Origin of the sequence: Isoptericola sp. NPDC056573 (assembly GCF_042793335.1) — a bacterium.
Lineage (GTDB): Bacteria > Actinomycetota > Actinomycetes > Actinomycetales > Cellulomonadaceae > Isoptericola.
This window is the reverse complement of the sequence record NZ_JBHTUY010000002.1, coordinates 355652-381882: the sequence shown is the minus strand read 5'-3', so window position 1 is coordinate 381882 and position 26231 is coordinate 355652. Positions and strand designations below refer to the sequence as shown.

24 protein-coding genes are annotated in these 26231 nt (G+C 72.8%); 10 read left to right on the top strand and 14 right to left on the bottom strand.

The features are described 5' to 3' along the window. Positions 1 to 45: 45 nt before the first annotated feature. From rpsF to rplI, 4 genes are all read left to right on the top strand, one after another. Positions 46 to 336 (top strand): 30S ribosomal protein S6, encoded by a 291-nt coding sequence (rpsF, locus tag ACFQ8E_RS04555; protein ID WP_430549392.1) that lies wholly within the window; start codon positions 46 to 48, stop codon positions 334 to 336. A 129-nt stretch (positions 337 to 465) separates the two neighbouring features. Then, entirely contained in the window at positions 466 to 1017 is a 552-nt protein-coding gene (locus ACFQ8E_RS04550) for a single-stranded DNA-binding protein (RefSeq protein WP_430549391.1), read from the top strand. An 86-nt stretch (positions 1018 to 1103) separates the two neighbouring features. Beyond that, positions 1104 to 1340, top strand: a complete 237-nt coding sequence (gene rpsR / locus ACFQ8E_RS04545) for a 30S ribosomal protein S18 (RefSeq protein ID WP_100422261.1) — start codon at positions 1104 to 1106, stop codon at positions 1338 to 1340. 19 nt (positions 1341 to 1359) lie between these two features. Next, positions 1360 to 1809 (top strand): 50S ribosomal protein L9, encoded by a 450-nt coding sequence (rplI, locus tag ACFQ8E_RS04540; RefSeq protein WP_429731013.1) that lies wholly within the window; start codon positions 1360 to 1362, stop codon positions 1807 to 1809. A gap of 77 nt (positions 1810 to 1886) precedes the next feature. Here rplI and ACFQ8E_RS04535 read toward each other — a convergent pair whose 3' ends face one another. After that, on the bottom strand, positions 1887 to 5999 hold the full coding sequence (locus tag ACFQ8E_RS04535; RefSeq protein ID WP_430549390.1) for a carboxypeptidase regulatory-like domain-containing protein: 4113 nt from the start codon (positions 5997 to 5999) through the stop codon (positions 1887 to 1889). Between the two features lie 281 nt (positions 6000 to 6280). Between ACFQ8E_RS04535 and ACFQ8E_RS04530 the strand changes: the two genes are divergently transcribed. Further along, positions 6281 to 6859, top strand: a complete 579-nt coding sequence (locus ACFQ8E_RS04530; RefSeq protein ID WP_430549389.1) for a winged helix-turn-helix domain-containing protein — start codon at positions 6281 to 6283, stop codon at positions 6857 to 6859. Positions 6860 to 6910: 51 nt separating this feature from the next. Here the strand turns inward: ACFQ8E_RS04530 and ACFQ8E_RS04525 are convergent, their stop codons facing one another. Beyond that, positions 6911 to 8215 (bottom strand): MATE family efflux transporter, encoded by a 1305-nt coding sequence (locus tag ACFQ8E_RS04525; RefSeq protein WP_430549498.1) that lies wholly within the window; start codon positions 8213 to 8215, stop codon positions 6911 to 6913. A gap of 432 nt (positions 8216 to 8647) precedes the next feature. Between ACFQ8E_RS04525 and dnaB the strand changes: the two genes are divergently transcribed. Then, positions 8648 to 10438: a replicative DNA helicase gene (gene dnaB, locus ACFQ8E_RS04520; RefSeq protein ID WP_430549388.1), complete on the top strand. Its 1791-nt coding sequence runs from the start codon at positions 8648 to 8650 to the stop codon at positions 10436 to 10438. Positions 10439 to 11023: 585 nt separating this feature from the next. Beyond that, positions 11024 to 11746: an AAA family ATPase gene (locus ACFQ8E_RS04515; RefSeq protein ID WP_430549387.1), complete on the top strand. Its 723-nt coding sequence runs from the start codon at positions 11024 to 11026 to the stop codon at positions 11744 to 11746. Positions 11747 to 11781: 35 nt separating this feature from the next. Here ACFQ8E_RS04515 and ACFQ8E_RS04510 read toward each other — a convergent pair whose 3' ends face one another. Further along, positions 11782 to 12279: a MarR family winged helix-turn-helix transcriptional regulator gene (locus ACFQ8E_RS04510; RefSeq protein WP_430549386.1), complete on the bottom strand. Its 498-nt coding sequence runs from the start codon at positions 12277 to 12279 to the stop codon at positions 11782 to 11784. A gap of 152 nt (positions 12280 to 12431) precedes the next feature. Here ACFQ8E_RS04510 and ACFQ8E_RS04505 point away from each other — a divergent pair, with 152 nt between their 5' ends. Then, positions 12432 to 13190 (top strand): SDR family NAD(P)-dependent oxidoreductase, encoded by a 759-nt coding sequence (locus ACFQ8E_RS04505; protein WP_430549385.1) that lies wholly within the window; start codon positions 12432 to 12434, stop codon positions 13188 to 13190. 253 nt (positions 13191 to 13443) lie between these two features. Then, positions 13444 to 14136 carry a DUF6518 family protein gene (locus tag ACFQ8E_RS04500; protein WP_430549384.1) on the top strand — a complete coding sequence of 231 codons (693 nt, stop codon included), beginning with the start codon at positions 13444 to 13446 and terminating at the stop codon, positions 14134 to 14136. Between the two features lie 98 nt (positions 14137 to 14234). Here the strand turns inward: ACFQ8E_RS04500 and ACFQ8E_RS04495 are convergent, their stop codons facing one another. The 3 genes from ACFQ8E_RS04495 to ACFQ8E_RS04485 form a co-directional block, all read right to left on the bottom strand. After that, on the bottom strand, positions 14235 to 14477 hold the full coding sequence (locus ACFQ8E_RS04495) for a hypothetical protein (RefSeq protein WP_430549383.1): 243 nt from the start codon (positions 14475 to 14477) through the stop codon (positions 14235 to 14237). A gap of 135 nt (positions 14478 to 14612) precedes the next feature. Further along, positions 14613 to 15716 (bottom strand): Gfo/Idh/MocA family protein, encoded by a 1104-nt coding sequence (locus tag ACFQ8E_RS04490; RefSeq protein WP_430549382.1) that lies wholly within the window; start codon positions 15714 to 15716, stop codon positions 14613 to 14615. Then, complete coding sequence (locus ACFQ8E_RS04485; RefSeq protein WP_430549381.1) at positions 15701 to 16408, bottom strand: ThuA domain-containing protein; 708 nt, start codon at positions 16406 to 16408, stop codon at positions 15701 to 15703. The genes ACFQ8E_RS04490 and ACFQ8E_RS04485 overlap by 16 nt, the downstream gene beginning before the upstream one ends. Positions 16409 to 16559: 151 nt before the next feature. Here ACFQ8E_RS04485 and ACFQ8E_RS04480 point away from each other — a divergent pair, with 151 nt between their 5' ends. Further along, complete coding sequence (locus ACFQ8E_RS04480; protein WP_430549380.1) at positions 16560 to 17597, top strand: LacI family DNA-binding transcriptional regulator; 1038 nt, start codon at positions 16560 to 16562, stop codon at positions 17595 to 17597. Position 17598: 1 nt separating this feature from the next. Here the strand turns inward: ACFQ8E_RS04480 and ACFQ8E_RS04475 are convergent, their stop codons facing one another. The 8 genes from ACFQ8E_RS04475 to ACFQ8E_RS04440 form a co-directional block, all read right to left on the bottom strand. Beyond that, the gene (locus ACFQ8E_RS04475) at positions 17599 to 18453 is read right to left on the bottom strand and encodes a sugar phosphate isomerase/epimerase family protein (protein WP_430549379.1); all 855 of its coding nucleotides are present in this window, start codon (positions 18451 to 18453) and stop codon (positions 17599 to 17601) included. Then, positions 18450 to 19355: a hypothetical protein gene (locus ACFQ8E_RS04470; RefSeq protein ID WP_430549378.1), complete on the bottom strand. Its 906-nt coding sequence runs from the start codon at positions 19353 to 19355 to the stop codon at positions 18450 to 18452. Before ACFQ8E_RS04470 ends, ACFQ8E_RS04475 begins: the two co-directional genes overlap by 4 nt. Continuing rightward, the gene (locus ACFQ8E_RS04465; RefSeq protein ID WP_430549377.1) at positions 19352 to 20644 is read right to left on the bottom strand and encodes an ROK family protein; all 1293 of its coding nucleotides are present in this window, start codon (positions 20642 to 20644) and stop codon (positions 19352 to 19354) included. Before ACFQ8E_RS04465 ends, ACFQ8E_RS04470 begins: the two co-directional genes overlap by 4 nt. Beyond that, positions 20641 to 21909, bottom strand: a complete 1269-nt coding sequence (locus ACFQ8E_RS04460; RefSeq protein ID WP_430549376.1) for an enolase C-terminal domain-like protein — start codon at positions 21907 to 21909, stop codon at positions 20641 to 20643. The genes ACFQ8E_RS04465 and ACFQ8E_RS04460 overlap by 4 nt, the downstream gene beginning before the upstream one ends. Positions 21910 to 21917: 8 nt before the next feature. Beyond that, complete coding sequence (locus ACFQ8E_RS04455; RefSeq protein ID WP_430549375.1) at positions 21918 to 22838, bottom strand: NAD-dependent epimerase/dehydratase family protein; 921 nt, start codon at positions 22836 to 22838, stop codon at positions 21918 to 21920. Continuing rightward, positions 22835 to 23824: a carbohydrate ABC transporter permease gene (locus tag ACFQ8E_RS04450; RefSeq protein ID WP_430549374.1), complete on the bottom strand. Its 990-nt coding sequence runs from the start codon at positions 23822 to 23824 to the stop codon at positions 22835 to 22837. Before ACFQ8E_RS04450 ends, ACFQ8E_RS04455 begins: the two co-directional genes overlap by 4 nt. Beyond that, the gene (locus tag ACFQ8E_RS04445) at positions 23821 to 24756 is read right to left on the bottom strand and encodes a carbohydrate ABC transporter permease (protein ID WP_430549373.1); all 936 of its coding nucleotides are present in this window, start codon (positions 24754 to 24756) and stop codon (positions 23821 to 23823) included. Before ACFQ8E_RS04445 ends, ACFQ8E_RS04450 begins: the two co-directional genes overlap by 4 nt. Positions 24757 to 24818: 62 nt before the next feature. Beyond that, a complete protein-coding gene (locus ACFQ8E_RS04440; RefSeq protein ID WP_430549372.1) occupies positions 24819 to 26204 on the bottom strand; it encodes an extracellular solute-binding protein in 1386 nt (461 codons plus the stop codon). Between the last annotated feature and the right edge of the window lie 27 nt (positions 26205 to 26231).

Below are 26231 nucleotides of genomic sequence, written 5' to 3'. Positions count from 1 at the left end.
CGGAACGACCGTGACCGCTGAGACCAGAGGAGGTGGGTTGAACACATGCGTCAGTACGAGCTGATGGTGATCCTGGACCCGGAGGTCGAGGAGCGCACGGTGGCCCCGTCGCTGGACAAGTACCTGTCGGTCATCTCGACCGAGGGTGGTTCCGTCGACAAGGTCGACATCTGGGGCCGTCGCCGCATGGCGTACGAGATCTCCAAGCGTTCCGAGGGCATCTACGCCGTCGTCGACTTCACCTCGACGCCGGCCACCGCGAAGGAGCTGGACCGCCAGCTCGGCCTGAACGAGGCCGTGCTGCGGACCAAGATCCTGCGCACCGACGCCCGCTGAGACCTGAACCGAAACTCTGCCCCCGTCGCGGGCGGCGTCCCGGCCCAGCCTGTGGACGTCGACATCGTGGATGTCACAGCCCCGTGATGGGATCCCCTCACGACTCTCGGACGAACGAAGGAGCATGGCATGGCTGGTGAGACCGTCATCACGGTCGTCGGAAACCTGGTCGCGGACCCGGAGCTGCGCTTCACCCCGTCAGGGGCTGCCGTCGCCAACTTCCGCATCGCGTCCACGCCGCGCACGTTCGACCGCCAGACCAACGAGTGGAAGGACGGCGAAGCGCTGTTCCTGTCCTGCTCGGTCTGGCGCGAGGCCGCGGAGAACGTCGCCGAGTCGCTGACGAAGGGCATGCGCGTCGTCGTGCAGGGCCGTCTGACTCAGCGCTCGTACGAGACCCGCGAGGGGGAGAAGCGCACGGTCATGGAGCTGCAGGTCGACGAGGTCGGCCCGTCGCTGAGGTACGCCTCGGCGAAGGTCACCCGCGCCCAGCGTTCCGGTGGCGGTGGCGGCTTCGGCGGCGGCGGCGGCAACCAGGGGGGCGGCTACGGCGGCCCCCAGGGTGGCGGCCAGCCCGGCGGAGGCTTCGGTTCTTCCGGCGGCGGTCAGAGCAACGACCCGTGGGCCACGGCCGGTCCCGCCTCCTCCGGTGGCGGGTTCTCGGACGAGCCCCCGTTCTGATCGGCGCCAGTCCCCAGATCACCCGTCCTCCGACGCCGGCCCCGGCCGGCGCCTCGTGAGGACAGCACCTGTGAAGGAGCAACACCATGGCGAAGCCTGTGGTGCGCAAGCCCAAGAAGAAGGCCAACCCGCTCAAGACGGCCAAGATCGAGTCCGTCGACTACAAGGACACCGCGCTGCTGCGCAAGTTCATCTCCGACCGCGGCAAGATCCGCGCGCGTCGCGTGACCGGCGTCTCCGTCCAGGAGCAGCGCCAGATCGCCCGTGCGGTGAAGAACGCCCGTGAGATGGCGCTGCTGCCGTACTCGTCCTCGGCCCGCTGACCGGAAGGATCACTGAATCATGTCGAAGCTGATCCTGACCCACGAGGTCACCGGTCTCGGTGAGCCTGGCGACGTCGTCGAGGTGAAGGACGGGTACGCCCGGAACTTCCTCATCCCGCGCCGTCTGGCCACCCCCTGGACCAAGGGCGCCGAGTCCCAGGTCTCCGCGATCCGCAAGGCCCGCAAGGCCCGCGAGATCGCCACGCTGGACGAGGCCAAGGCGGTGGCCGACTCGCTCGCCGCCAAGACGGTCGTCGTCACGGCGCACGCCGGTGAGTCCGGCCGCCTGTTCGGTGCCGTCACCACCGGTGACATCGCCGACGCGGTCGTGGCCGCCGAGGGCCCGCAGGTCGACAAGCGCAAGATCGAGATCGGCCAGCCGATCAAGACGACCGGTGAGTACACCGTGTCGGTGCGCCTGCACCCCGAGGTCTCCGCGAAGATCGCCGTCAAGGTCGTCGCCGGCTGAACGCCTGACGCCTGACGCACGAAGGTCCCGGCCCCCGCGAGGGGACCGGGACCTTCGTCGTTCCTCCTGTCAGGCGATCAGGGCAGCGGCTTCAGGGCGACGTCGTAGACCGTGGTCTGCCCGGCCACGATCGGGGCGGTGCGGACGGCCGGGACGAACCCGTTCGCCGCGACGACGAGCTGGAGCGGCCCGTTGGCCTTGGGCATCCAGTACCCGTAGGTGCCGTCGGCCCCCGTGACGAGGGTCTTGTCGTACGCCTTCCCGTCGAGGTGCACGACGGCGCCGTCGAGCGGGCCGCCGCCGCCGGTCACCGTGCCGGTGACCTTGCCCCAGCCGGTCGGCGCCTTCACCGTCATCAGCGCCGCGACGGTGGGTGCCTCGTACGGGGTGTTCCCGGCCGCCGTGATCGTGGCCGAGTACGCCCCGGGCTGCTCGACCGTGGCGGTGAGGGTCACCGCGGCCTGCACGGACGCCCCCGGTGCGAGGGTGAGCTCGGGCGGCTGGACGTCCAGCCACTCGAGGCCGCCCCCGCTTCCCGACGTCTCGCCCGACACGTTCATGACGATGTGCATGCCGGGGTAGCCGATGTCGGCGGTGTCGGTCGGCTCCGGGATGGAGCAGGACTCCGACCGCAGGTACGACGGCGCCGTCTGGCCGGCGTCGTTGGACCCGATGAAGAACCAGCCGCCGGCCGGGACGTCGATCTCGACGACCAGCGTGCCGTCCTTCGGCACCTCGCCCTCGACCGGCACCGAGACGACCGTGCCGCCGGCGCTGGTGCCGGCCGTCGCCTCGGCGCTGCCGATCTTCGTCATGTTGGCGTAGGTCAGTGCCCCGTCCAGCGTGTACAGGTTCACGGTCAGCGGCTGCGCGACCCGGGCGGCCTCGACGGCGAACGACACGCTCTTCACGTCGAACGAGCCGTCGATGCCGAAGTCGCTCAGCGTGAACGTGCGCAGGTAGCCGTTGTCCTGGGTGGTCACCTGGTTGGTGCACGCCACCGAGTTGTTGGCCACGACGTCCTGCGACGCCGAGTGGGTCAGGGTCGTCTCGTCGAGGGGGACGGCCGACAGGTCGGGGGAGACGGTGCCCGCCTTCGCCCCGGACGTCGCGAGGCCGCCCTTCTTCCCGTCCGACGTGCCCAGCCCGGACCCGGCCGGTGTCGTCGACCTCGGCACGGTGGCGTCACCGGCGACGTGGCTGATCACCGCGCCGTCGCCGCCCTTCGCACCGAGCAGCTCGAAGCCGCCCTGGCCGGCGCCGAGGGAGACGTCCACCGGCTCCGTGCCGGTGTTCGTCACGCGGAACGCGCGGCTCGCGGTGGCGCCCATCCCGATCGAGGCGGAGACGCTCTCCTTGTTGACCTCGAGCCGGCCGGCGCCGAGCGCGACGTTCCGCGTCACGACCTGGCCGTCCTCCGTGAGGGCCGCGTTGCGGGTCGCGCCCGCGTACGCGTCCTTCGCGTAGGTGATGCCGTACCGCTCCAGCGGGAGCCGGGCCGCGTAGGCGCCGTCGGCGCCGGTGGTCACGACCGTCTCGTCGCCGTCGTCCTTCGACGTGATCGTGACGGTGGCGTCCTCGAGCGGCTCGTTCGTGTTCCCGTCGGTCACCGTGCCGGCCACGGAGCCCATGCCCGCGACGTCGTACGTGACGGACAGGCCGTCGGCGACGACCGGCGCGTTGTACGAGAACTGCGAGGCGACCGCGCCCGCCGCGTCCTCGATGCCGATCGTGGCGGAGTCGCCGCGCGCCGTGGTGGTGTCGGTGACGGAGCCGTAGCCGAGGGTGACCCGGCCGTCGGCGAGGAGGGTGGCGGAGAAGTTGACCCGGTCGGTCTCGGGCCGGTACTTGCGCACGTTGCGCCACTCGACGACGAACGCGTCGACGCCGTCCACCGTCGTCGTGGCGGTGTGGACGGACGACTCCGCATCGACGTTGAGGTCGTCCCAGAAAGGGTAGACCGCGGCGTTGGGCGCGGCCGCGCTCGGGAGCGCGCCGTTCGTCAGGCTCGTCGACGAGGTGAGGAAGTTCAGGAACCCGTTGGTCGACACGTACGCGGTGTCGTACGTCTCGCCGTAGAACGGGAAGCCGAACGGCAGGTCGACGGAAGCCGCCTTGTCGTCGCCGGTGAGCGCCAGCAGCGTGTCGCCCGTCGCGACCCCGGCGGTGCCGGTGGAGCAGTAGTACCCGTAGGAGTCGATCAGCCGCTTGAGGGTGGCGTCGACGGACTCGTCGCCGTCCACCACGACCTCCGTGCTGAACGGCGCCGCGCACGTGCCCGCCGAGACGCCCAGGGTGTAGGTGCCGTCCGGCACGCCCGAGATGGCGTACGTGCCGTCGGCCCCGGTCGTGACCGGGTCCAGGGGGCCGGAGAGGGTGACGACGGCGCCCGGGGTGGGCGACCCGTCCTTCTCGGTGACCGTGCCGGAGACGGTGCGGGTGGGTGCCCGCTCCAGCGTGATCGGCAGGGTGACGGTCTCGTCCACGGCGACGGCGACGTCGGCCGGCGCCGAGGCGAGGAACCCGAAGGCCCGCGCGCTCACGGCGTAGTCGCCCACGGCCAGCTCGGCGGTGAACGCGCCGTCGTCGCCGGTCGCGACGGTGCGGTCGCGGTCCCCGTCGAACGTCACCTCGGCGCCCGCGACGGGGGCGCCGTCGGCGGCGGTCACGGTGCCGGTGACGAGGCCGGTGTCGCCCACGGGCGCGGCGTCGAGCAGGGCCGTGACGTCGAGCTTGCCCTCGCCCCACACGTTGTTGTCCGCGGCGGTGCCGCCGCACGTCGTGTCGTCGACGTCGACCGCGGCGCCGTCGAGCAGGGCCTGCGTCTCCTCGATCTGGCCGACGAGGCTCGGCGCCGCGCTCCACAGCAGCGCGACCGCGCCCGCGAGGTGCGGGGCCGCCATCGACGTGCCGTTGTAGGAGGCGTAGCCGTCGCCCGGCACGGACGAGCGCACGTTGACGCCGGGGGCCGAGATGTTCGGCTTGGTCCCGCCGTTCTCCCCGGTGCCGCGCGACGAGAACGCCGCGATGGCGCCCGACGAGTCGAACGCGCCGACGGAGTACGTGGCCTCGTTGGCGCCCGGCGACGACGTGGACCGGCATCCCGGACCCTCGTTGCCCGCCGACCAGGTGCCGAAGATGCCGGCGGCCTCCCACGCGGTGATCTCCTCAGCCATGAAGTCGTCGATCGCGCCCGACGCGTCCAGGCCCCACGAGTTGTTCACCACCTGGGGACGCTTGCTCGGGTCGGGGTCGCTGCCGTCGACCTTGGTGGGCGCGAGCACCCACTGCCCCGACTCGAGCAGGTCCGCGTCGGAGCAGGTGGAGCAGCCGTTGGCCGCGATCCAGTCCGCGCCGGGCGCGACGCCGATCTGGTTGCCGGCGCCGTCGTCGCCCACCATGGTGCCCATCGTGTGGCTGCCGTGGCCGTCGGTGTCGCAGGGGGAGCCACCGGCGCAGGCGTTCGACGAGTCGAACCAGTTGTAGTCGTTCACGATGCTGCCGTCGGCCTGCAGCCCGCGGTAGTGCGGTGCGAGCGCGGGGTGGTCGCCCTGCACGCCCGAGTCGATGTTGGCCACGGTGACGCCCTCGCCCGTGTACCCGAGGGCCCACGCGTCGTCGGCGTTGATGGCCTGCAGCCCCCACTCGACGGCCTGCGTGCCGCGGACGGGGGACTTGGTGCGCTCGACCGGCTCGACCAGGTCGAACTTCTGCGGCGCGGAGATCGCCTCGACCTCGGGGGACGCCGCGAGCGAGGTCGCGAGGGCGGCGTCGCCGTCGCGGACCAGGATGCGGTTGGAGATCCAGAAGGACTCGTGGTCGACGCCGGCGGCGTCGAGCTCCTTCACGAGGTCGGCCTGCGCGTCGCCCGCGACGGCGGTCAGGGTGTCGTAGACGTACTTCCCGCGGTCGTCCCAGTCGGCGATGTCCTTCGCCGCGCGCAGGTCGGCCGTGTCGGCGAGCTCGAGCCAGAAGTCGGCGGGACCGGCGGCGAGGTCCTTCTCGACGGCGGTCCCGATCTTGTCCGCGGGGTCGGGGACGTCGACGGACGGGGCGAGCGGCGGGTCGTCGTCGGCGGCGAACGCCGGCGCGACCCCGACCGCGGACGTGGCGAGGAGGGCGACGGCCGCGCTCGTCGCGACCCACCCCCTCCTGCGGCCGGTCGACGTCCCCGTCGACTTGGTTCGCATCGATCTCGTGCGGATCGGTGAGTGCACGCTTCCTCCAGGTGAGGGAGCCCCCGGGTGCGGGGGCGTCGTGACGGGCGCCCGGTCGGGGCCCGCCCCCCAGCCCATCCGGCGATCCTCCGGCGGACAAGGACGGCCGGCGGCCAGTTTCCGGTCAACCCGGGGGCAGGTCCGGGTCGGTTCCGGGCGCCGTCGGCGGGCGGTTCGGTCTGAACTCTGATAGGCACCTGGGTAAACGATGTCCGCGACCCTGCCAGGAGCGCGCGTCGGACGGAGGACGGCAGATGCCCCCCAAGAACGTGGTCGAGCCGGTCGGCGGTTACGTGCTCTGCATCGGGCTGCCGCTGCAACGGGTGGGCGAGGTCGCCCGCCTGCTCCGCGGACGGGCGGCGGTGATCGCCACGGCGGACACCGACGGCGCGCGGACGCTCCTCGGCCAGCCCCCGCCCGCGGTGGTGCCCGACGACGAGGCCCCGCACACGCTCGAGGTGCACGCGCGCGCCCCCGCCGCGCCGTCGGGCGAGATCCCGGTCGTCGCCGTCGCGGCGGCCGACGTCCGGGCGCGGCGGATCGTGCTCGGAGCGCTCGAGGTCGACCTCGCGGCCCGGGAGGTCACCGCGCGGGGCGTGCCGGTGCACCTGTCGATCCGGGAGTTCGACCTGCTGGTCGCACTCGCGTCCGCGCCGGACCGCGTGTGGTCGTTCGCCGAGCTGACCAGCACCGTCTGGCGCACCGGCTACCTGGGTGACCCGGACCCGGTGGTCTCCGCCGTGAAGCGGCTGCGCAAGCGGCTGCGCGTGCTGCCGGAGCTCCGGGTGTCGTCGGTGCGCGGCATCGGCTACCGGCTCGTGGTGCCCTCGTGACGGCGCCGCGCCGCCGATGTCACACCGCGTTCACCGGACGGTCCGTCGGCGTCACGCGCCCGTGACCATCCAGCGGTCGCCGCGGGCGCGCAGGCCGGTCGTGAGGGCGCGGGCGAGCATGAACACGCCCGCGAACGCGCCCCACAGCCACGCCAGCCCGATCGCGCCGTCGGGCGCCCAGGCGCGGACCGCGAGGGCGAAGGGCACGTAGACGACGAGGGTCAGCATCCCCGCCCACGCGAGGAAGCGGCCGTCCCCGGCGCCGATGAGGACGCCGTCGAGCACGAAGACCCAGCCCGCCATCGGCATGAGCACGCCGGTGACGACCAGGCCCGCGGTGATCGCGACGCGCACGTCGTGGTCGGACGAGAACAGCGGAGCGATCCACCACCCGGAGACGGCGAACACGACGCCGATGGCGACGCCGGCGCCGACGCCCCACTGGAGCGAGCGGCGCAGCACGGCGCGCACCCGCCCGACGTCGCCCGCTCCGAGGCCGTGGCCCACCAGCGCCTGCCCGGCGATGGCGAGCGCGTCGAGGGCGAACGCCGCGAGCCCCCACAGGCTGTTGACGACCTGGTAGCCGGCCAGCGCCGTCGCGCCCAGGCTGGTCGCGACCGCGACGGTGAGCAGGATGGCGAGTCGCAGCGACGCCGTCCGGACGAACAGCGGCGCGCCGGCCCGGGCGTTGGCCCAGATGCCCGCGTGGTGCGGCCGCAGCGACGCGTGGTGGCGGCGGGCGCCGCGCACCACGACGACCGTGAGGACCGCTCCCATGCCGAGCTGGGTGGCGGCGGTGCCGATGGCCGAGCCCGCGATCCCGAGCCCAGCGCCGTACACCAGGACGACGGACAGGATGGCGTTCACGACGGCGCCCGTCGACGCCACCCACAGGGGGGTGCGCGTGTCCTGCAGGCCGCGCAGCACGCCCGTGGAGGCCAGGACCACGAGCATCCCCGGCAGGCCGAGCAGCGACCAGCGCAGGTAGGTGGCCGCATAGCCCGCGATGTCCGCGCCGGCGCCCATCGCCCCGACCGCCCAGTGCGCCCCGACGGCGAGCACCGCGGCCAGTACGACGCCCAGCCCGAGGGCGAGCCACATGCCGTCGATGCCGGACTGCAGGGCGTCGCGGGTGCGGCCCGCGCCGACCAGGCGGGCGACGGCGGCCGTGGTGGCGTAGGCGAGGAACACGCACAGCCCGACCAGCGTGACGAGCAGCGTGGACGCGACGGACAGGCCGGCGAGCTGCGCGGTGCCGAGGTGCCCGACGACGGCGCTGTCGACGAGCACGAACAGCGGCTCGGCGACGAGGGCGCCCAGCGCGGGCAGCGCGAGGGCGAGGATGTCGCGGTCGATGCGGCGGCGGTCGCCCCTGTGGACAACCTTGTGGGCGGACGCGGCGGCCGGGTGACCCTCCGGCGGCGTCGGTGAAGGAGGGGTGGCGCCGGGGTGTCCGCCGTCTGGATCCGGGGTGCGGTGCACCTCACCCAACTTTTTTCTCCTCCACAGCCTGAGCGTAATGTCGTCGCAGGTCACGGGCCTGCCAAAAGTTGTACACAGCCGATATCCCCAGTTGTGCACATGCCTGTCCACCGCCCGTGCACAGCCTGAGGCGCATATCCACAGGCTCGTCCACACCTGAGTCCACACCGTCGATTGCGCACGGTCGCGGGCGCGCCTAGCGTCGTCCGCGGTGTCAGAGGGCCACGGTAGAACGTGGACCTGACAGCGGGAGTCGATGTCCGGTGACGGACCGGACGCCGGCGACGGCGGGGGAGCGGGGTGAGCATGTCGATCGAGGAGCTCGAGGCGGGATATCAGGGGGCGCCCGGCGCCACCTTCGACCGCACACCTCCTCAGGACGTCGCCGCCGAGATGAGCGTGCTGGGCGGCATGCTGCTCTCCAAGGACGCCATCGCCGACGTCGTCGAGCAGATCCGCGGCAACGACTTCTACCGCCCCGCGCACGAGGCGGTCTACGACGCCATCATCGACCTGTACGGCCGCGGCGAGCCCGCCGACGCCATCACGGTCGTCGCCGAGCTCACCAAGCGTGGCGAGCTCGCTCGCGTCGGCGGCGCCCCGTACATCCACGACCTCATGGCCGGCGTCCCCACAGCCGCCAACGCCGGCTACTACGCGCGCATCGTGCAGGAGCGCGCCGTGCTGCGCCGCCTGGTCGAGGCCGGCACCAAGATCGTGCAGCTCGGCTATGCCACCGACGGCGGCGACGTCGAGGGCATCGTCAACACCGCGCAGGCCGAGATCTACGCCGTCACCGAGCGCAAGACCTCCGAGGACTACCTGCCGCTCGCCGAGATCATCGGCGGCACCATGGACGAGATCGAGGCCGCCGGGAACCGCGGCGAGGGCATGGTCGGCGTCCCCACCGGCTTCGCCGACCTCGACCGGCTGACCAACGGTCTGCACCCTGGGCAGATGATCGTCATCGCCGCCCGGCCGGCTATGGGCAAGGCCCTGGCGCTCGACACCCCGCTGCCCACGCCGCACGGCTGGACGACCATGGGCGACGTTGCCGTGGGCGACGAGCTCATCGCGGCGGACGGGACACCCACGCGCGTCGTCCGAGCGACCGAGGTCATGACCGACCGACCCTGCTACGAGGTCGTCTTCGACGACGGCACCACCATCGTCGCCGACGCCCAGCACGAGTGGTCGACGAGCTTGTCCGGGAGCCCCGCCGACGCCACGATCCGGACCACGGAGAGCATCGTGACCTCGATGCGTTCCGGGGCTGCGCACACCGTCTCCCGCCCCGGCGCCGCGTGGAAGATCGTCGATGTCGTCGCCGTCCGGTCGGTGCCCGTGCGGTGCGTCGAGATCGAGCACCCGTCGCACCTGTACCTCGCGAGCCGGGCGATGATCCCGACGCACAACTCGACCCTGGCCATCGACATCGCGCGGGCGGCGTCGATCAAGCACGGGCAGTCGTCCGTGGTCTTCTCGCTGGAGATGAGCCGCAACGAGATCACGATGCGTCTGCTGTCCGCGGAGGCGCGGGTCCACCTGCAGAAGCTGCGCAACGGCTCCATGGGCGAGGACGACTGGCAGAAGGTCGCCAAGGTGATGGGCCGGGTCTCCGAGGCGCCGATGTTCATCGACGACTCGCCGAACATGTCGCTCACCGAGATCCGCGCCAAGTGCCGGCGGCTCAAGCAGAAGCACGACCTGAAGCTCGTCGTGATCGACTACCTGCAGCTCATGACCTCCGGCAAGAAGGTCGAGTCCCGACAGCAGGAGGTCTCCGAGTTCTCCCGTGCGCTCAAGCTCCTGGCGAAGGAGATCGGCGTCCCGGTCATCGCGCTGTCGCAGTTGAACCGTGGTCCCGAGCAGCGGCAGGACAAGAAGCCTGCTATGTCTGATTTGCGTGAGTCAGGCTCGATCGAGCAGGACGCCGACATGGTGATCCTGCTGCACCGCGAGGACGCCTACGAGAAGGAGTCGCCGCGTGCCGGCGAGGCGGACCTGATCGTCGCCAAGCACCGTAACGGCCCGACGGACACCATCACCGTGGCGTTCCAGGGCCACTACTCGCGGTTTGTCGACATGCAGTCCTGACCGTATCCGCCGCCGTCATGTCGTGCCGCGTGGCCTTTCACCACAGGTCGCGCGCAGGGGGTGAGAGGCCGTCCTCCGCGACCATGGGCTCCGAGCCGTCCCGTGGTCGGAGTGTCGGAAGGAAGCCCAGGATCCGGTCTGGGGATAGGCCCGGAACAGCCCCGCCACCCGCCTCGCATCGCTCCAGAGGGCGATACCTGGCCGGGTGGGCGTGGCAGAACCGCAAGCTAGTCCGATTCTCCGGGGATCGAGCCCGGGGGCGGGCCGGGGCTCTTCGGCTCGTCGAGGGCGTCGGTCGAGGAGTCCGGCGTCCCCCGACGAGCCGGCGGGCCGGGGCTCTTGGGCTCGTCGAGGGGCTCGTCGGAGCGACGTGTGACTGGGTCGGTGGGATTGCCGGGACTCGTCGGTGCGGCGGGATCGGAGTCCTCTGAGCTGCTCACGATGTCTCCTTCGGTGGTGGAGTGCGAGCGACGCACTGACGTCGATCTTCGCGCGGGGGCGCCGTGGTCGCACGAGGTGGTGAAGTCGCGATCGACGTGGCCACCGTGCCTGCTGGTCGGGCGTCTCCCGGGGCATGATGCCCCCGTGGACTTCTCGCAGCCGCCGGTGGTGCGGGTCGCGCCGGACGCCGAGCACCCGCTTCCCGCGGGCGCCTGGCCGCGCACCGTCCCCGCCGTCGAGCAGGTGCTGCGCGACGGGCTGGAGCTCGCGCCGGGCGTGACGTTCCTGGTGGGGGAGAACGGCAGCGGCAAGTCGACGCTCGTCGAGGCCGTGGCGGTCGCCTACGGACTGTCTCCGGAGGGCGGCACGGCGTACGGCCGGCACTCGACCCGTGAGTCCGAGTCGCCGCTGCACCGGGCCGTCCGGCTGCAGCGCGGCGTCGGGTCGGGGCGGTGGGGCTTCTTCCTGCGCGCGGAGACGATGCACGGCTGGTACACGTTCCTCGAGGAGCACCCGGGGCCGAGGGACCCGGTGTTCCACGAGATGAGCCACGGCGAGTCCTTCCTCGCGGTCCTCGAGTCGCGGTTCGACCGGCCGGGCCTGTACTGCCTCGACGAGCCGGAGGCGGCGCTGAGCTTCTCCTCCACGCTGAGCCTCATGAGCGTGCTCGAGGACCTGGCCGGGCGCGGTGGCCAGATCCTCTGCGCGACGCACTCGCCCGTGCTGGCGGCGCTGCCCGGCGCGACGATCCTGGAGGTCGGGCCGTGGGGCCTGCGCCCGACGACGTGGGACGATCTCGAGCTGGTCCAGCACTGGCGCGCGTTCCTCGACGCGCCGGGCCGCTACCTGCGCCACCTGCTCGGCTGAGCGTCGCCGGCGCGCCGGGCCGGAGCAAGGGCGCGTCAGCGCGGCTGCCAGCCGCCGTCCTCCCGGACGGCGCGTCCGATCCGCCTGCTGATCTCCCGCAGCTGCCGGGTCTGCGGGGTCGTCAGTCGGTCCAGCACGAGCTGGTGGACGAGGCGCACGTGGCCGGGGGTCGCGTCCCGGACCTTCGCCCGTCCGGGCTCGGTGAGGACGGCCAGGGTGTAACGCCCGTCCGAGGGGTCGGGCGTGCGCCGCATCCATCCCTGCGTCTCCAGCCGCGAGGCTGCCCGCGAGAGCCGCGAGAGCGTGCTGTTCGCGTAGCCCGCCAGGACGCTCATCCGGAGGGTGTCCTCGGGTGCCTGGGCCAGGGCGTACAGCACGCCGTACTCGAAGTGGGACAGCTGTGCGTCGCGCTGGAGCTGGGCGTCCAGCGCGGGGGGCAGCCACTCCAGCACGGTCGCCAGGGCGGCCCAGGTCTCCAGCTCCTCGCCCGTGAGCTCCTCGGGGGCGGCGGCGCGCGTCTCAGGGTCCTGCATGACCGCCAGCGTACGGGTATCGGCCCGGCCAGCAGTGACTTGCTCAGGAAAGTCATCCCTGCCTAGTCTGCACTTGCCTGGGCAAGTGAACCAGGCAGACGACGACGGGAGGGCAGCAGGTGGACCTGGGGCTGGCAGGCAAGAGGGCGTTCGTGAGCGGGTCGACGCAGGGCATCGGCTTCGCCGTGGCCGAGGCGCTGCTCACCGAACGGGCATCGGTGGTCGTCAACGGGCGGACCGAGGACGGCGTCGCGGCGGCGGTGCGAAGGCTGGAGGAGACGGTGCCCGGCGCGGCGGTCTCCGGGATCGCGGCGGACTTCGCGGAGCCCGACCAGGTCCTGCGGCTGAGCGAGACGCTGGGCGAGGTGGACGTCCTGGTGAACAACGTGGGCGTCTTCGACGTCCAGGCGTTCCAGGAGGTCACCGACGACGCGTGGCAGCGGTACTTCGACATCAACGTCATGAGCGGCGTCCGCCTGTCCCGGCACGTGCTGCCCGGCATGCTGAGCCGTGGCTGGGGCCGCGTCGTCTTCGTGAGCAGCGAGTCCGGCGTGAACGTGCCCGCCGACATGACCCACTACGGGACGACGAAGGCCGGGGCGCTGGCCCTGGCCAACGGCTTGGCCAAGCTCACCCGAGGGACGGGCGTCACGGTCAACTCGGTCCTCGGCGGTCCGACGTACTCCGACGGCGTCGCCCGGGCCGTCGAGGACCTCTCTCGGGCCCAGGGCGTCCCCGCGGACCAGGTGCGGAGTGCGATCGAGGCGGCGAACCGGACGTCGCTCCTGCAGCGGTTCATCGAGCCGGCCGAGATCGCGCACCTCGTCGCCTACCTGGCGGGCACGGTCTCCTCGGCCACCAACGGCGCCGCCCTGCGCGCCGACGGAGGCGTCCTCACGACGACGCTCTGACGGACCGCTCGGTCCGCCGGGGCTGCGGTCGGCTCCCGCACGACCAGCCGGGTGGCGAGCTGGACGGGGTGAGAGTCCAGCCGTTCCCCGCGCGCCTGCTGCAGCACGGTGCGCAGGCGACGTGCACCGTCGCGGGGACGTCGGCGGCACCCCGGCCTTCGGACCGTCGTCGTGCCGGAGGGGGACGACCGGCGCACGGGCGTCCGACCACGGGCGGACGCCCGTGCCTCGCCACCACCCCTAGGTTCAGGACGTGCCCGACACGACACCGTCCCGCGACCGTGCGGTCGCCCCGTCGTCACCCCGCCCCGCCGGCCCTGCGCCGACGCCTGCGCCGTGGGGACGGCCGTGGACGCGCGGGGTCGTCGTCCTCGTGGCGAGCCTGCTCCTCGGCGGCCTGACGTCGTTCGCGCAGGGCGCCCTGCCGGCTGCGGTCGTCCCGGTCGCGAACTCGGCGAGCGGCTGGACCCTGGTCTCCGCGGCCCTGGTCTTCTGGTGGGCGGCGGCGACAGGGGCCCGCACGTGGCAGGCCGCGGCCCTGGGGGCCGCGAGCTTCGTCCTCCTCGTCCTGGGCTACACGTTCGCGGCGGACCTGCGCGGCTTCGTGTACCGGCCGTTGCTGTTCAGCGTGGTGGGGGTGGTCGTCGGCCCGATCGTCGGGGTCGCCGCCGCATGGCTCCGCCGCCCGGGGACCCGCGCCGCGCTCGGCACGGCGCTGCTCGCGGGCGTCGGCGTCGGCGACGGGGTCTACGGCCTCACCACCGTCGCGGACACGACGGGCGCGACGTACTGGGTGGCGATCGGCGTCGTCGCGGTCGTCCTGCTCGCGAGCATGCTCGCGCGCAGCCTCCGCGGCGCGCTCGCCGTCGCGACGGCCGTCGCCGGCACCGCCGTGGTCGCGGCGCTGTTCGTCGTCGCCTTCCGCGCGCTCGGTGGGGCCGCCTGAGCCGCGACGGCTCCGGAACTGGACTCTGCGCCCACGACACCGTGGCGGAGGCGGCGAGTCCCGACCGGGCGAACTCCGCAGGGGCGCCGTCGCCCCGCCTACTCCTGCCAGGAATTGCCAGTCTGGACCACGGCGAACGTCTCCGGGGAGTCGTTGCGGAGCGGGACCTGGCCGGCACGCAGCCCGTCGAGGCGGGTGCGGGTGATCCGGGGGGTCCCGGCGACCTCGCTCCGCACGGTGACGCCGTCGCCCGCGGGTCCCTCGATGGTGTTGCCGCGGAAGGTCAGGTCGTGGTGGTACCGGTCGACGAGGACGCCGGGCCCGAGCGAGCCGATCTGCACCCCGGCCCGGGAGCCGTTCCACCCGCCCCCGCCGGTGTTGAGAGGTCGCCCAGAGGGTGTCCCACGAGGTGGACGCCGCCCGGGGCGGGCCTGAGGACCCGGTCCCGGGCGGCGTCCGTGCTGGTCGGGCGTCCGTCAGATGCGCGGGGCGTCGGACAGAGGCACGGCCGCGGGTCGCTCGCAGGCGCTCGCGACGGAGACGGACGTCCCCTTCTCGACGGCGGTGAGCAGCGACGTCATGACGTCGAGCACGTGGTACGCCAGGTCGCCGTTCGCCCGGGCGGTGGCGCCGGGCGGGGTGGCGGCCAGGTCGGCGAGACCGTAGCCGCGGCCGGCGTCGCGATACCCGGCGCTCACGGGGAGGTCCTCCCACGTGCCGCCGAGCCGGTGCAGCTCGACGGTGCCGTCGAAGCCGTTGGGGTCCGGCACGACGAGCGAGCCCTGGTCCCCGTGCACCTCGATGCACGACGCGCGCGTCGCGACGGCGTCGAAGCTTATGACGAGCGTCGACAGGGCGCCGGACTCGTGCCGCAGCACGCCCGTGACGTGGGTGTCGACGTCGACCGGCACCTGATCGCCCTCGCGGGGCCCGGAGCCGATGGTGCGGGTGGCCCGCGCGCGGCTGGCGCTGCCGACCACGGACTCCACCGGGCCGAGCAGCGTGACCAGCGCGGTCACGTAGTACGGGCCCATGTCCAGCAGCGGGCCGCCACCGGGCTGGTAGTAGAAGTCCGGGTTCGGGTGCCAGCGCTCGTGGCCGGGGGTCACCATCGTCGCCGTCGCGGCGACGGGCGTGCCGACCAGGCCGTCGTCGATCGCCTTCCGCGCCGTCTGTACCCCCGTGCCCAGCACGGTGTCCGGCGCGCAGCCCACGCGCACGCCGGCGGCGCGGGCGGCCTCGACGATGGCGCGCGCGTCGTCGGTCGTGGCGGCGAGCGGCTTCTCGCCGTACACATCCTTGCCCGCCGCGATCGCCTTGAGGGCGACCTCGGCGTGCGCGGCGGGGATCGTCAGGTTGAGCACGGCGTCGACCTCGGGGTCGGTGACGAGCTCGTCGACGGTGAGGGCGCGGACGCCCTGCTCGGCGGCGACGGCGGCCGCGCGATCGGCGTCGAGGTCCGCGACGGCGACGAGCCGCACCGCCCCGCTCCCCAGCGTCCCGAGCCGCTCGAACGTGCTCAGGTACTGGCCGGAGATCGCCCCGACGCCCACGATGCCGATCCTCAGCGGCTGGCCCACAGGATGCCCCTCTCGATGATGGTGCGGACGTTCGGGTCGTTCACGACGTCCAGGTTGTGCCCGGGCGTCGAGACGAAGACTCGGCCGTCGCCCCACTGCCGGGTCCACACGGCCGGGCAGGTCACGGGCCGGTGCCACGGGTGGTAGTCGGGCGCGGCGATCGTGGTGGTCGCCAGGACGTCGTTGTACTCGTCGCTGAGCACCCAGTACTGCTCGGTGGTGAGCTCGAAGTCGGAGATCCCGGCGACGATCGGGTGGTCGGCCTTCTCCGGCACGACGTCGACCGTGTACCGCACGAAGCAGTCCGTGCCGTCGCCCGGCAGCTCCTCGCGCGGTGCCTTGGCCGGGTGCGTGGCGAACTGCCCGCCGATCAGGTGCAGGTAGTCCGAGCTGTTGCGGTACGAGTCGGCGATCCCGCCGTGCCAGCCCGCGAGGCCGGTGCCCGCCCGGACCGCGGCGGTGAGGCCGCGCAGCTCGTCGTCGGCGATCGTGCTCATCGTGACGGTCTGCACCACGACGTCCACACCGGCCATGTAGTCGGCGTCGGCATAGACGGTGGTCTCGTCCTCGACGTGCACCTCGTAGCCCTGCCCGGTGAGGAACGGGACGAACGAGTCGGTGGTCTCCACCGGCTGGTGCCCGTCCCACCCGCCCCTCACGACCAGCGCTCGTCGCTGTCTGCGGTCTGTCATCTGCAACTCCCGTTGTTGCGCAACTGCATGGTGGCTCTCGACTGTGCCCGATGAGTCTTCCATGAGGGAAGTTCGCCCTTCAAGGGGTGAGAGACGATCCATCTGGGCCAGATAGTTGCGCAACTTCTGTGGGCGTCGCTAGAGTCCGGACGTGCCCGCCGACCGCCCCGCCACGCTCGCCGACGTCGCCGCCGCCGCCGGGACCACCGTCCCCACGGTCTCCAAGGTGCTGCGCGGCCGCTCCGACGTCTCCGCCGCGACGCGCGCCCGCGTGATGGCCGCGGTCGACGACCTCGGCTACCGGGGCCGGGCGGGCCGGGGCGTCGCGCCGCGGGGGGAGCGGCCGCCGCTGGTGGACCTCGTGCTCAGCGGCGTCGACGGGACCTGGGCCAACCGTGCCCTGAGCGGCGTGGAGCAGGCGGCCACCGCGGCCGGCCTCGACATCGTCGTCTCGGTGGCCCGACCTTCGGACGACGCGTGGCTCACGCGGCTGCTCGCGCGCCACTCGCGCGGTGCCGTCGTCGCGCTCGTCGACACGACGCGCGAGCAGCTGGCCACGCTCACCGCGGCGCGCGTCCCCGTCGTCCTGCTCGACCCGGTGACCCAGCCGCCGCGGACCGTCGCGAGCGTCGGCGCCACCAACTGGGCCGGCGGCCGGGCGGCCGCCGAGCACCTGCTGGGCCTGGGCCACCGGCGGCTCGCGGTCCTCGCGGGCCGGCGCCGGCACCTGTACAGCCAGGCCCGCGTGGACGGCTTCCGCTCCGCGGCCGCCGAGGCGGGCGCCGAGCTGCCCGACGACCGCGTCGTGCACGGCGACTGGACGCGGGCCGGCAGCGCTGCGCTCGCGGGCGGGTTACTCGCCGGCCGCGGCCGCCCGACCGCCGTCTTCGCCTGCTCGGACACGATGGCGCTCGGGGTGTACGACGCCGCGTCCGCCGCCGGTCTCCGGGTGCCGGAGGACCTCGCCGTCGTCGGCTTCGACGACCTTCCCGAGGGGGAGTGGGTCCACCCCGGCCTGACGACCGTGCGCCAGCCCATCGCGCAGATGGGCGCCGCCGCGCTCCGGATGCTGCTGCGCCTCGGCGACGAGCCCTCCGCGCAGCCGCCGACGGACGCGCCGCGCGAGGAGCTCGCCACCACGCTCGTCGTGCGTGGCTCGACGTCGACCCCGGACCGGTCGGCCGGGTAGGTCAGAACAGGCCGCCGTACCCCATCGCGACGAGGTTGTCGTGGGAGGTGCGCAGGCACTCCAGCGCGGTGCGGCCGTAGAACTCGTCCTGCTCCACGAGCAGGTACTCGGCCCCGACGTCCAGGCTGGTCTCGACGATCGACGGGAAGTCGAGGTTCCCCTCGCCCACCTCGGCGAACTGCACGATCTGCCGCAGCTCCTCCTGCCACGGGCCCTGGTCACCGGCGTCGAGCGCCTCGTACACGGCGGGGGAGAGGTGCCCGATCCGGTAGTCCTTGAGGTGCACCATCGCGACCCGGCCCGCGTACCGGCGCAGCGTGCGCACGGGCTCCAGGCCGCCGCGCTGCACCCAGTGCACGTCGATCTCGAAGCCGACGAGCGGCGAGCGCTCGGCGACGACGTCGAGCAGGTGCCGCCCGTCGTACCTCGCGAAGTCGACGTGGTGGTTGTGGTAGTAGAGCCGGATGCCGTGCTCGGCCAGCGCGGCCGCGACGTCGTTGCACCGGTCGGCGAACTCCTCGACCCGCGCCGTCGTCGCCATCGCCGCGGCGGGGAGCATGCCGATGCGGATCATCCTGGCGCCGAGCATCCGCGCGTCGGCCACGAACGCGTCGAGATCCGTGCTCAGAGACGGCGCGCCCGGCGGGGCCGTGAGCCCGCCCGAGATCGACGCGATCTCCACGCCGAGGTCGTCGCGGACCTTGGCGAGCTCGGCGACGTTCTGCGGGCTCATCTCGACCGCGGAGATCTCCGCGGCCCGGTACCCGAGGTCGCGCACCTCGCGGAAGGTCTCGAGGATGCCGCGCTTCGCGAACTCGTCGCGCAGCATCATCGTCTGGACGCCGATCCTGGTCACCGGGGCTCCTTCGCCATGGGGTGGGGGGTGGGGTGGGTGCCGCGCACCGTGGCCGCGATCTCGAACCGGGCGGCGAGCTCTGCGCCGCCCGCGAGCACGAGCGGCCCGAGCGCGTCGTCGTCGGGGTCGTAGGGGCGGCACGCGGGCTCGAGCGCGACGGCGTCGACCGCGCCCCACCAGGGGAAGCCGGCGGTTGCGCGGTGCTCCTGCCACACGTGCACGTGGGGGAACAGGTCGGGGTCGAAGCGGAGCACGACGGCGACCCCGGCGGCGTCGTTGCGCAGCTCGACGTCGCCGCGCCCCTTGGCACGCAGGGACTGGAAGCCGGCCGAGGGCTCTCCGTCGCGCGGGAACGCGGCCTCGACCGGGTCGCCGCCGAGGGTCACGGTCGAGCCGGGGCCCGCGAGGGCGCCGCCGAACGCCGGGTGCTCCGTCCAGGTGAAGGCGACGGGCCGAGGCGCGTGGTTGGCGACGCGCTGCTCCACCTCGAGGCCGGCCGCGGTGGCGCGCACCGTGCGCCGCACGGTCAGCGGGACGGTGCGCAGCACGACCTCGAGCGTGCAGGAGCCGGCGTCGTGCGCCAGCACCCGCCAGCGCCGCCACGCGGCCTCGCCGTGGAACGGGTGCTGCACCCCGTCGACGGTGCGGGCGTCGCCAGCGTGCGGCACGAGCGTGTGCCAGCCGCCCGCGTACCGGCGGTGCCACTCCTCGTTCGAGCTCGCCGACGGGAACGCGCCCGACCAGTCCTCGCCCTCCCAGGGCAGCCGCAGCAGCAGCTCCGTGCCGGTGGGCGTGTGCACGAGGGACGCGACGCGCGCCCCGGTCGGCTCGACCTCGACGGCGTGCTCGCCGCCGGGGGAGCGCAGTCGCAGGCGTCCCCCGGTCGTGGCGACCGCCGTCACGAGATCGAGTACTGCCGCGTGCGCCGCACCGAAGGGGCGAACGAGGCGTGGAAGATCGTCGAGGCGGCGCCCACGGCGCCCGCCTCGTCCTGGACGAGAGACCGCTCGACGACGACGTGCCGCGCGTGGTGCGCCGTCGGGAGGCTGTTCACGGCGCGGTCGATGGTGTCCACGAGGAACGGCTGCAGCTCGGGCGCGAACGCCGGGCCGCCCACCACCAGCAGCGGCAGGTCGAGCAGGTCGATGAGCGCCACGGCGCCGAGGGCGATGACGTCCGCGATCTGCTGCGCGGCCGCGACGGCGGCGGGGTCGCCCGCGCCGACCTCCGCGCACATCTCGCGGAAGCTGCGCGCCGCGCCCGCGTACCCGAGCTCGCGGGCGATCTCGGGCAGCGCGACGGTCGGGTTGCACTCGCGGACGAGCTGCGGGCCGCCGTCCTCGTCGACGAGCCCGAGCCGGATCGCGCACAGCTGGCCGAACTCGCCGGCGTTCGCGCTGCCGCCCCGATAGGTCTCGCCGTTGAGGACGAGACCCGAGCCCATGCCGGTGCCCACGTAGAGGTAGACGAAGTCGCCGGCGCGCTCCGTCCGGCCGATCCACCGCTCGCCCACGGCGGCCGCCGCGCCGTCCTTCTCGAGGACGACGGGGCAGTCGAGCCGCTCCGCGAGCATGCTGCGCAGCGGCACGTTGCGCCAGGCGTGCGACAGGGGCAGGTCGAGCAGCTGGCCGTCGATCGTGATCGGCCCGGGCGCGGCGACGCCGACACCGAGGAACGTCGCTGCGTCGATCCCGGACGCGACCACGACGTCGTCGACGGCGTCCGCGACGATCTCCACGAGCGTCTCGGGCGCGACCTCGGCGTCCAACGGGACCGTGCGACGCTCGAGCACCGCCCCGTCCAGGTCGGTCAGCACGACCGACACCAGCTCCGGGTCGACGAGCACGCCCGCCGCGTGCGCTGCCTCGGCCCGCAGCCGCACGGGGGTGCGCGGCTTGCCGAGCCGCTCGGTCCGCTCGGCGGCGCCCTCGGCGAGCAGGCCGCGCTCCAGCAGCCCGCGCAGGATCCGGGACACGGACTGCTGCGTGAGGCCGGTCTGCTGCGCGATCTCCGTCCGCGAGATGGTGCCCGCGATCCGGATGGTCTCGATGATCGTCGCCTCGTTGAAGGACCCGAGGTCGTACTGGTTGGCGCCCGGCTGGCTCCGGTCGCCCGCCGGCCGCGGGCGGCGCGAGGCGTAGGGCCGGACGTCGCCCTGGCGCTGCCTCGAACGGTCGGTCAGCTCGGTCACGGCGCCTCCAGCGCTCCGTCGGGTCGGCGGACGCCCGCGGCCCAGGCGTCGTGTCCGGAGAGCTCGGCGGGAAAACGGGCCGCCGCCTCCTCGTCGACGTCGATCCCCCAGCCCGGCGCGTCGTTCGGGACCAGCCAGCCGTCCTGGATACGCAGGGTCCCCGGGAAGACCTCGTGGGTCGCCTCATTGTAGAGGTGGCCCTCCTGGATGCCGAAGGCCGCGGAGGTCACGTCGAGGGCCACGTTGGCGGCCGCGCCGATCGGCGACGTGTCGCCCGGGCCGTGCCACGCCGTCTTCACCCCGCAGAGCTCGGCGAGGTCCGCGAGCTTGCGCGCCGGCGTCAGGCCGCCGATGTCGGAGACGTGCGAGCGGATGAAGTCCACCCCGCCGTCGCGCACGAGCCTGACGGCGTCCGTCAGGGACGTCGTGAGCTCGCCGACCGCGATCGGCACCGGGCTGGCGGCCCGCACCTCGGGCAGCCGGTCCCAGTGCTCGGGCGGCAGCACGTCCTCGAGGAAGTACGGGCGGTACGGCTCGACGGCGCGCGCCAGCCAGACGGCGTCCTTCGGGGTGAGGCGCGAGTGCACGTCGTGCAGCAGCTCGACGCGGTCGTCGAGGGCCTCGCGCACCGCCTCGAACAGGCCGGGCACGCGCCGCAGGTAGTCCCGCGCGCTCCAGCCGTTCGGGTACGGGGCGTCCGGGTACTCGGTCGGCACCGCGGGCGCCCCGTACCCGCCACCGCCCGGCGTCGAGAGCTGGATGCGCACGTGCCGCCACCCGGCCTCCACGAAGCCCTGCGCCTGCTCGACGACCTCCGCCGCCGTGCGCCCCGCCGCGTGGATGTAGGTGTCGGCCGCCGCGCGGACCTTCCCGCCCAGCAGCTCGTGCACCGGCATGCCTGCCCGCTTGCCGGCGATGTCCCACAGGGCCTGGTCGACGCCGGAGATCGCGTTGTTCGTCACCGGGCCGCCGCGCCAGTAGCCGGAGAACGCGGCGAGCCGGGTGAGGTCGCCGATGTCGCCGGGGTAGCGGCCCACGAGCAGCCGCGCCAGGTGCTCGTCGACGAACGTGCGCACCGCCTTCCAGCGCTGCGTGAACGTGGCGCATCCCAGGCCGTACAGGCCGGGCACGTTCGTGTCGATCCGCACCACGACCAGCGCCGTGCCCTCGGGGGCGGTCGTGATGGCGCGGACGGACGTGATCCGGATGTCCTCCCGGGGCGGCCAGGGGTTGGCGAAGGTGTCGAGCGGCAGGTCGTGCGGCATGGCGGGGATCAGTGCTCCTTGCTGGCGATGGTGCCGGAGGTCGTGCGAGGGGCGGTGCCGGGCAGGTCGAGCGTGGGGAGGTCGATCTCCTGTTCCGCGCGGAAGCCGATGAGCTCGCGAGCAGGGGTGAGGTCGATCGGCACCTCGCGCCCGACGAACCTGCGGGTGCGGGGGACCTGGGGCGCGTACGCGTCGAGCAGGTCCTCCGTCCGGTACGGCGCGAGGGTGCGGTCGGCGGCGAGGAAGAACGCGTGCGCGCCGGTGGTGGCCGCCGTGAGGGACAGCTCGACCGCGCGCGCGGCGTCGTCGGTGGTGAGGTACGACCAGCCCTCGAGCACGCCGGGGCGCGGGTCGTCGGTGAGCTGGCGGGCCTGGGCGCGAAGCGCCTCCGCGGAGTTCACGTGCGGGAAGCGCAGCGTGACGACGTCGATGCCCCAGTGCCGCCACGCCATCCGGGCCGTGCTCTCGTCCTGGTGCTTGGACAGCGAGTACCAGTCGGCGATGTCGACGGGCAGGTGGGTGTCGTACGGGACGTACGCCGGCCACACCTCGTGCACGTTCTGCGGCAGCCCGCACGCGTTGATGCTGCCGGCGACGACGGCCCGGGAGATACCGAGCGCCCCCGCCTGGGCGAGCACGTTGAACGTGGAGACCACGTTCGTCGAGTAGACGTCGTACGGCGGGGCGATGTCCCGGTGCGCGAGGGCGGCGAGGTGCACCACCGCGGAGACGCCGTCGAGCGCGTCTGCGACGTCGTCCTGCGAGGTGGTGTCGCCGACCAGGACCCGGTCCGCCTCGAGCGACGGCGCGTCGTCGATGGACAGCGCCGTCACCCACGCCCCGGCGGCCCGCAGCCGCCGGGTGACGACGCTGCCGATCCGCCCCGACGCGCCGGTGACGAGGATCTTCGTGCCTTCGACCGTGCTCATCCCTTGATCCCTCCAGCCGTGCCGACCCCGCGCAGGAACTGCTTCTGGAAGATCACGAACAGCACGACGGGGATGATGATCGTGAGGAAGACGGCCGCCATCTGCACCGACAGGGGCGCCGTCCCGGCGGCCAGCTTCGGCAGCATCACCGACACCGGCTGCAGGTCGGGGTTGGACAGCACCAGCATCGGCCACAGGAACTCCTTCCACGCGCCGACGACGGACAGCAGCGCGACCACGCCGATGATGGGCCGCGACAGCGGCAGGATGACCATGGACAGGATCCGCAGCGGTCCGGCGCCGTCGATCTTGGCGGCCTCGAGGTACTCCCGGGGGATCGAGTCGAAGAACCGCTTGAGCACGATGACGTTGAAGGCGCTCGCGGCGGACGGCAGCCACACGGCCCAGAACGTGTCCTGGAGCCGGATGTGCAGCAGCGGCATGTCGAGCACGGTGAGGTACAGCGGCACGAGCGAGATGACGCCGGGCAGGAACAGCGTGGCCAGGATGGCGCCGGTGAGCCACGGGCCCCACTTCGGTCGCAGCACGCTGAGCAGGAACGCGGCCGCGACGCTGACGACCAGGGTCGCGACGGTCGAGCCCACCGCGAGCATGACGGTGTTGCCGAGGGACTGCCCGATCTGGGCGCCCTTCCAGGCGAGGGCGAGGTTGCCCCACTCGTTCGGCGTGAACCAGATCCCCATCGGGTCGGACACGATCGCCTGGCTGCTGGAGACGGACGCCTTGGCGGACCACAGGAGGGGGCCGAGGCAGGCGACGATCAGGCCGACCAGCAGCACGCCCTGGATGAGCGTGAGCCAGAACCGGACGCTGCGGCGCTTGCGGTCGCCGGCAGAGATGAGGCCGCGGGTCTTGGGCTCCTCCGGGGCCCGCCGTCGGCGGCGGGATGCCCGGGGCGGCGGCGCGGCCGCGGGATCGGGGGCGGGCACGGTGGTCGTGGCCCGCGAGGCGTCGACGACGCTCATGACTGGCTCCACCTCTTGGTCGCGTAGTAGTAGACGACGGAGAGCAGGCCGAGGAAGGCGGCCAGGAGCACGCTCAGGGCCGTCGCGGCGCCGAAGTCCCCGTTGACGAAGGCGTAGTTGTAGATCTTCAGCAGGATGGTCTGGGTGGCGTTGTTGGGTCCCCCGCCGGTGAACAGGAACGGCTCCGTGAAGATCTGGAAGGTGCCGATGAGCTGCAGCAGGAGCATCACGAGGATGACGCCGCGCAGCTGGGGGATCGTGATGTGCCAGACGCGGCGCCAGATACCGGCACCGTCGATCTCGGCGGCCTCGTACAGCTCGGTCTGCACGGTGGCCAGCGCGGCGATGTAGATGATCGCCGTCGAGCCGGCGCCCGCCCAGGTGGCGTAGAGGACGATCGACGGCATGGCCATCGCCTCGGAGTTCAGCCAGGGGTACGGGCCCAGTCCGATCCACCCGAGCATGGTGTTGAACATGCCGGCGGACGACGGGTCGAAGAAGAACTTCCACAGCAGGATCGCGGCCACGGGCGGCACGATGGCGGGCAGATATGCCAGCGCGTTGTACAGGCCGTCGTGCTTGCGCAGCTCGTTGATCATCACGGCGAGAAAGATCGGGATCGGGAAGCCGATCACCATCGCGAGCAGCGCGAAGTAGGCCGTGTTGAGCGCGGCCTGCGCCAACCCTGGGTCGGACAGCACGTACTCGAAGTTGCTGAGCCCCACCCACTGGGCGGGGGCGATGAGGTTGGTCTTCTGCAGGCTCAGCACCAGGCCCTGGATGACCGGGCCCCAGCTGAAGTACGCGAAGACGAGGACGACAGGGATCGCGAACAGCACGGCGTGCAGACCGCCGCCCCGGTACCAGCGGGTGATGCCGGGGCGCGGTCGCACGCGCGGCACGGCGGCCGGCGCCGCGAGGGTCTTGGACAAGGCGATGCCTCCCTTCGGGGGACCGGCCGGGCGCGTCGCGCGCCCGGCCGGTCGACGTTCGGCTAGCGCGCGGCCTGCGCGATGATGCCGTCGACGGTCTTGTTCGCCTCGTCGACGGTGGAGCCGATGTCGGCGTTCTTGTCGGTGAGCACCTTCTGCACGACCGGGTCGAGCGCGGCGTACGTCTGCTGGGTGCCCGTCGGCGGCTCGGGGACGAGCTGGAGCCCGGAGTCGGTGTAGCCCGAGAAGTTCTCCAGCGGCACGTTGATGTAGGGCTCGATCCAGCCGAGATACCGGTCGTAGACCTCCTGGGACACGGGCGGCAGCCCGGGCAGGCCGACGGGCTTGTCCTCGCCGGCGTTGGTCTTGGCCTCGTCGACTGCGACGTCCTCGTCGTAGTACTTGTCGAACTCGTAATACTTGACCCACTTGGCGGCGGCGAGCAGCTCGTTCGGGGTGGCCTTGGCGTTGAACAGCTTGAGGGAGCCGCCGGTGAGCGTGCCGTGGTCGCCGCCGGTCTGCGGCAGCGCCGTGATGCCGAAGGCCTCGGGGTCGAAGCCGTACGTCTTCACGACCGTGTCGTACGCGTCCGGCGCCTGGAGCACCATGCCGATCTTCCCGGCCGCGAACGCCTGGCGGACGGACTCCTGGTCGTAGAGGAACTCCTTGCCCATCGAGTCGTCCTCCCAGCGCATGTCGTGCAGCGCCTGGAGCGAGTCGGCGGTGGCGTCGCCCATGGTGGCCTTCGTGCCGCCGGCGTCCTGGACCTCGCCGCCCTTGCTGTAGGTCATCGTGGTGAGCATCCAGCCGCCGGTGTTGTTGGTCGTCATCTGGGCGTAGCCGGCGACCCCGGGCACCTTCTCGGCGATGGTCTTGGCGTACTCGCGCACCTCGTCCCAGTCGGCCGGCGGCTTGTCGGGGTCGAGGCCCGCCTGCTCGAAGACGTCGCGGTTGTAGGCCAGGCCCACGGAGAACAGGCCGGTGGGGATCGTGTAGATGTGCCCCTCGTCGTCCTTGACCTTGTCGAGCGCGAGCGGGTTCAGGTCGTCGACCATGTCGAGCTCTTCGAGGTACGGAGTCATGTCGGGCAGCTGCCCGTTCGCGATCAGCTCGTGGCTGTAGGTGAGCGAGACACCCATCACGGTGGGCAGCGTGCCACCCGCGAGCTTGGCCTGGAACGTCTGCGCGTCCCACACCTCCGTGGTGGGCTCGATGGTGATGTTCGGGTTCTCCGACTCGAACTCGTCGATCCGCTTCTGGAAGGCGGCCTGCTCCTCGGGCTTGTCCGCCGTGGGCTGGTCCCCCACGGAGATGGTCACGTCGGCCTCGGGGTCGAGCGCGGCGTCCTGGCCCCCGGCGGTTCCGCCGCCGTTGGAGCACGCCGTCAGCGCGACGAGGGCTCCGGTCGTTCCGACTGCGACGGCGAGCCGCAGCGACAGTTTCCTCATTGAAACTCCTCGGGTCGGGGCTCGGGT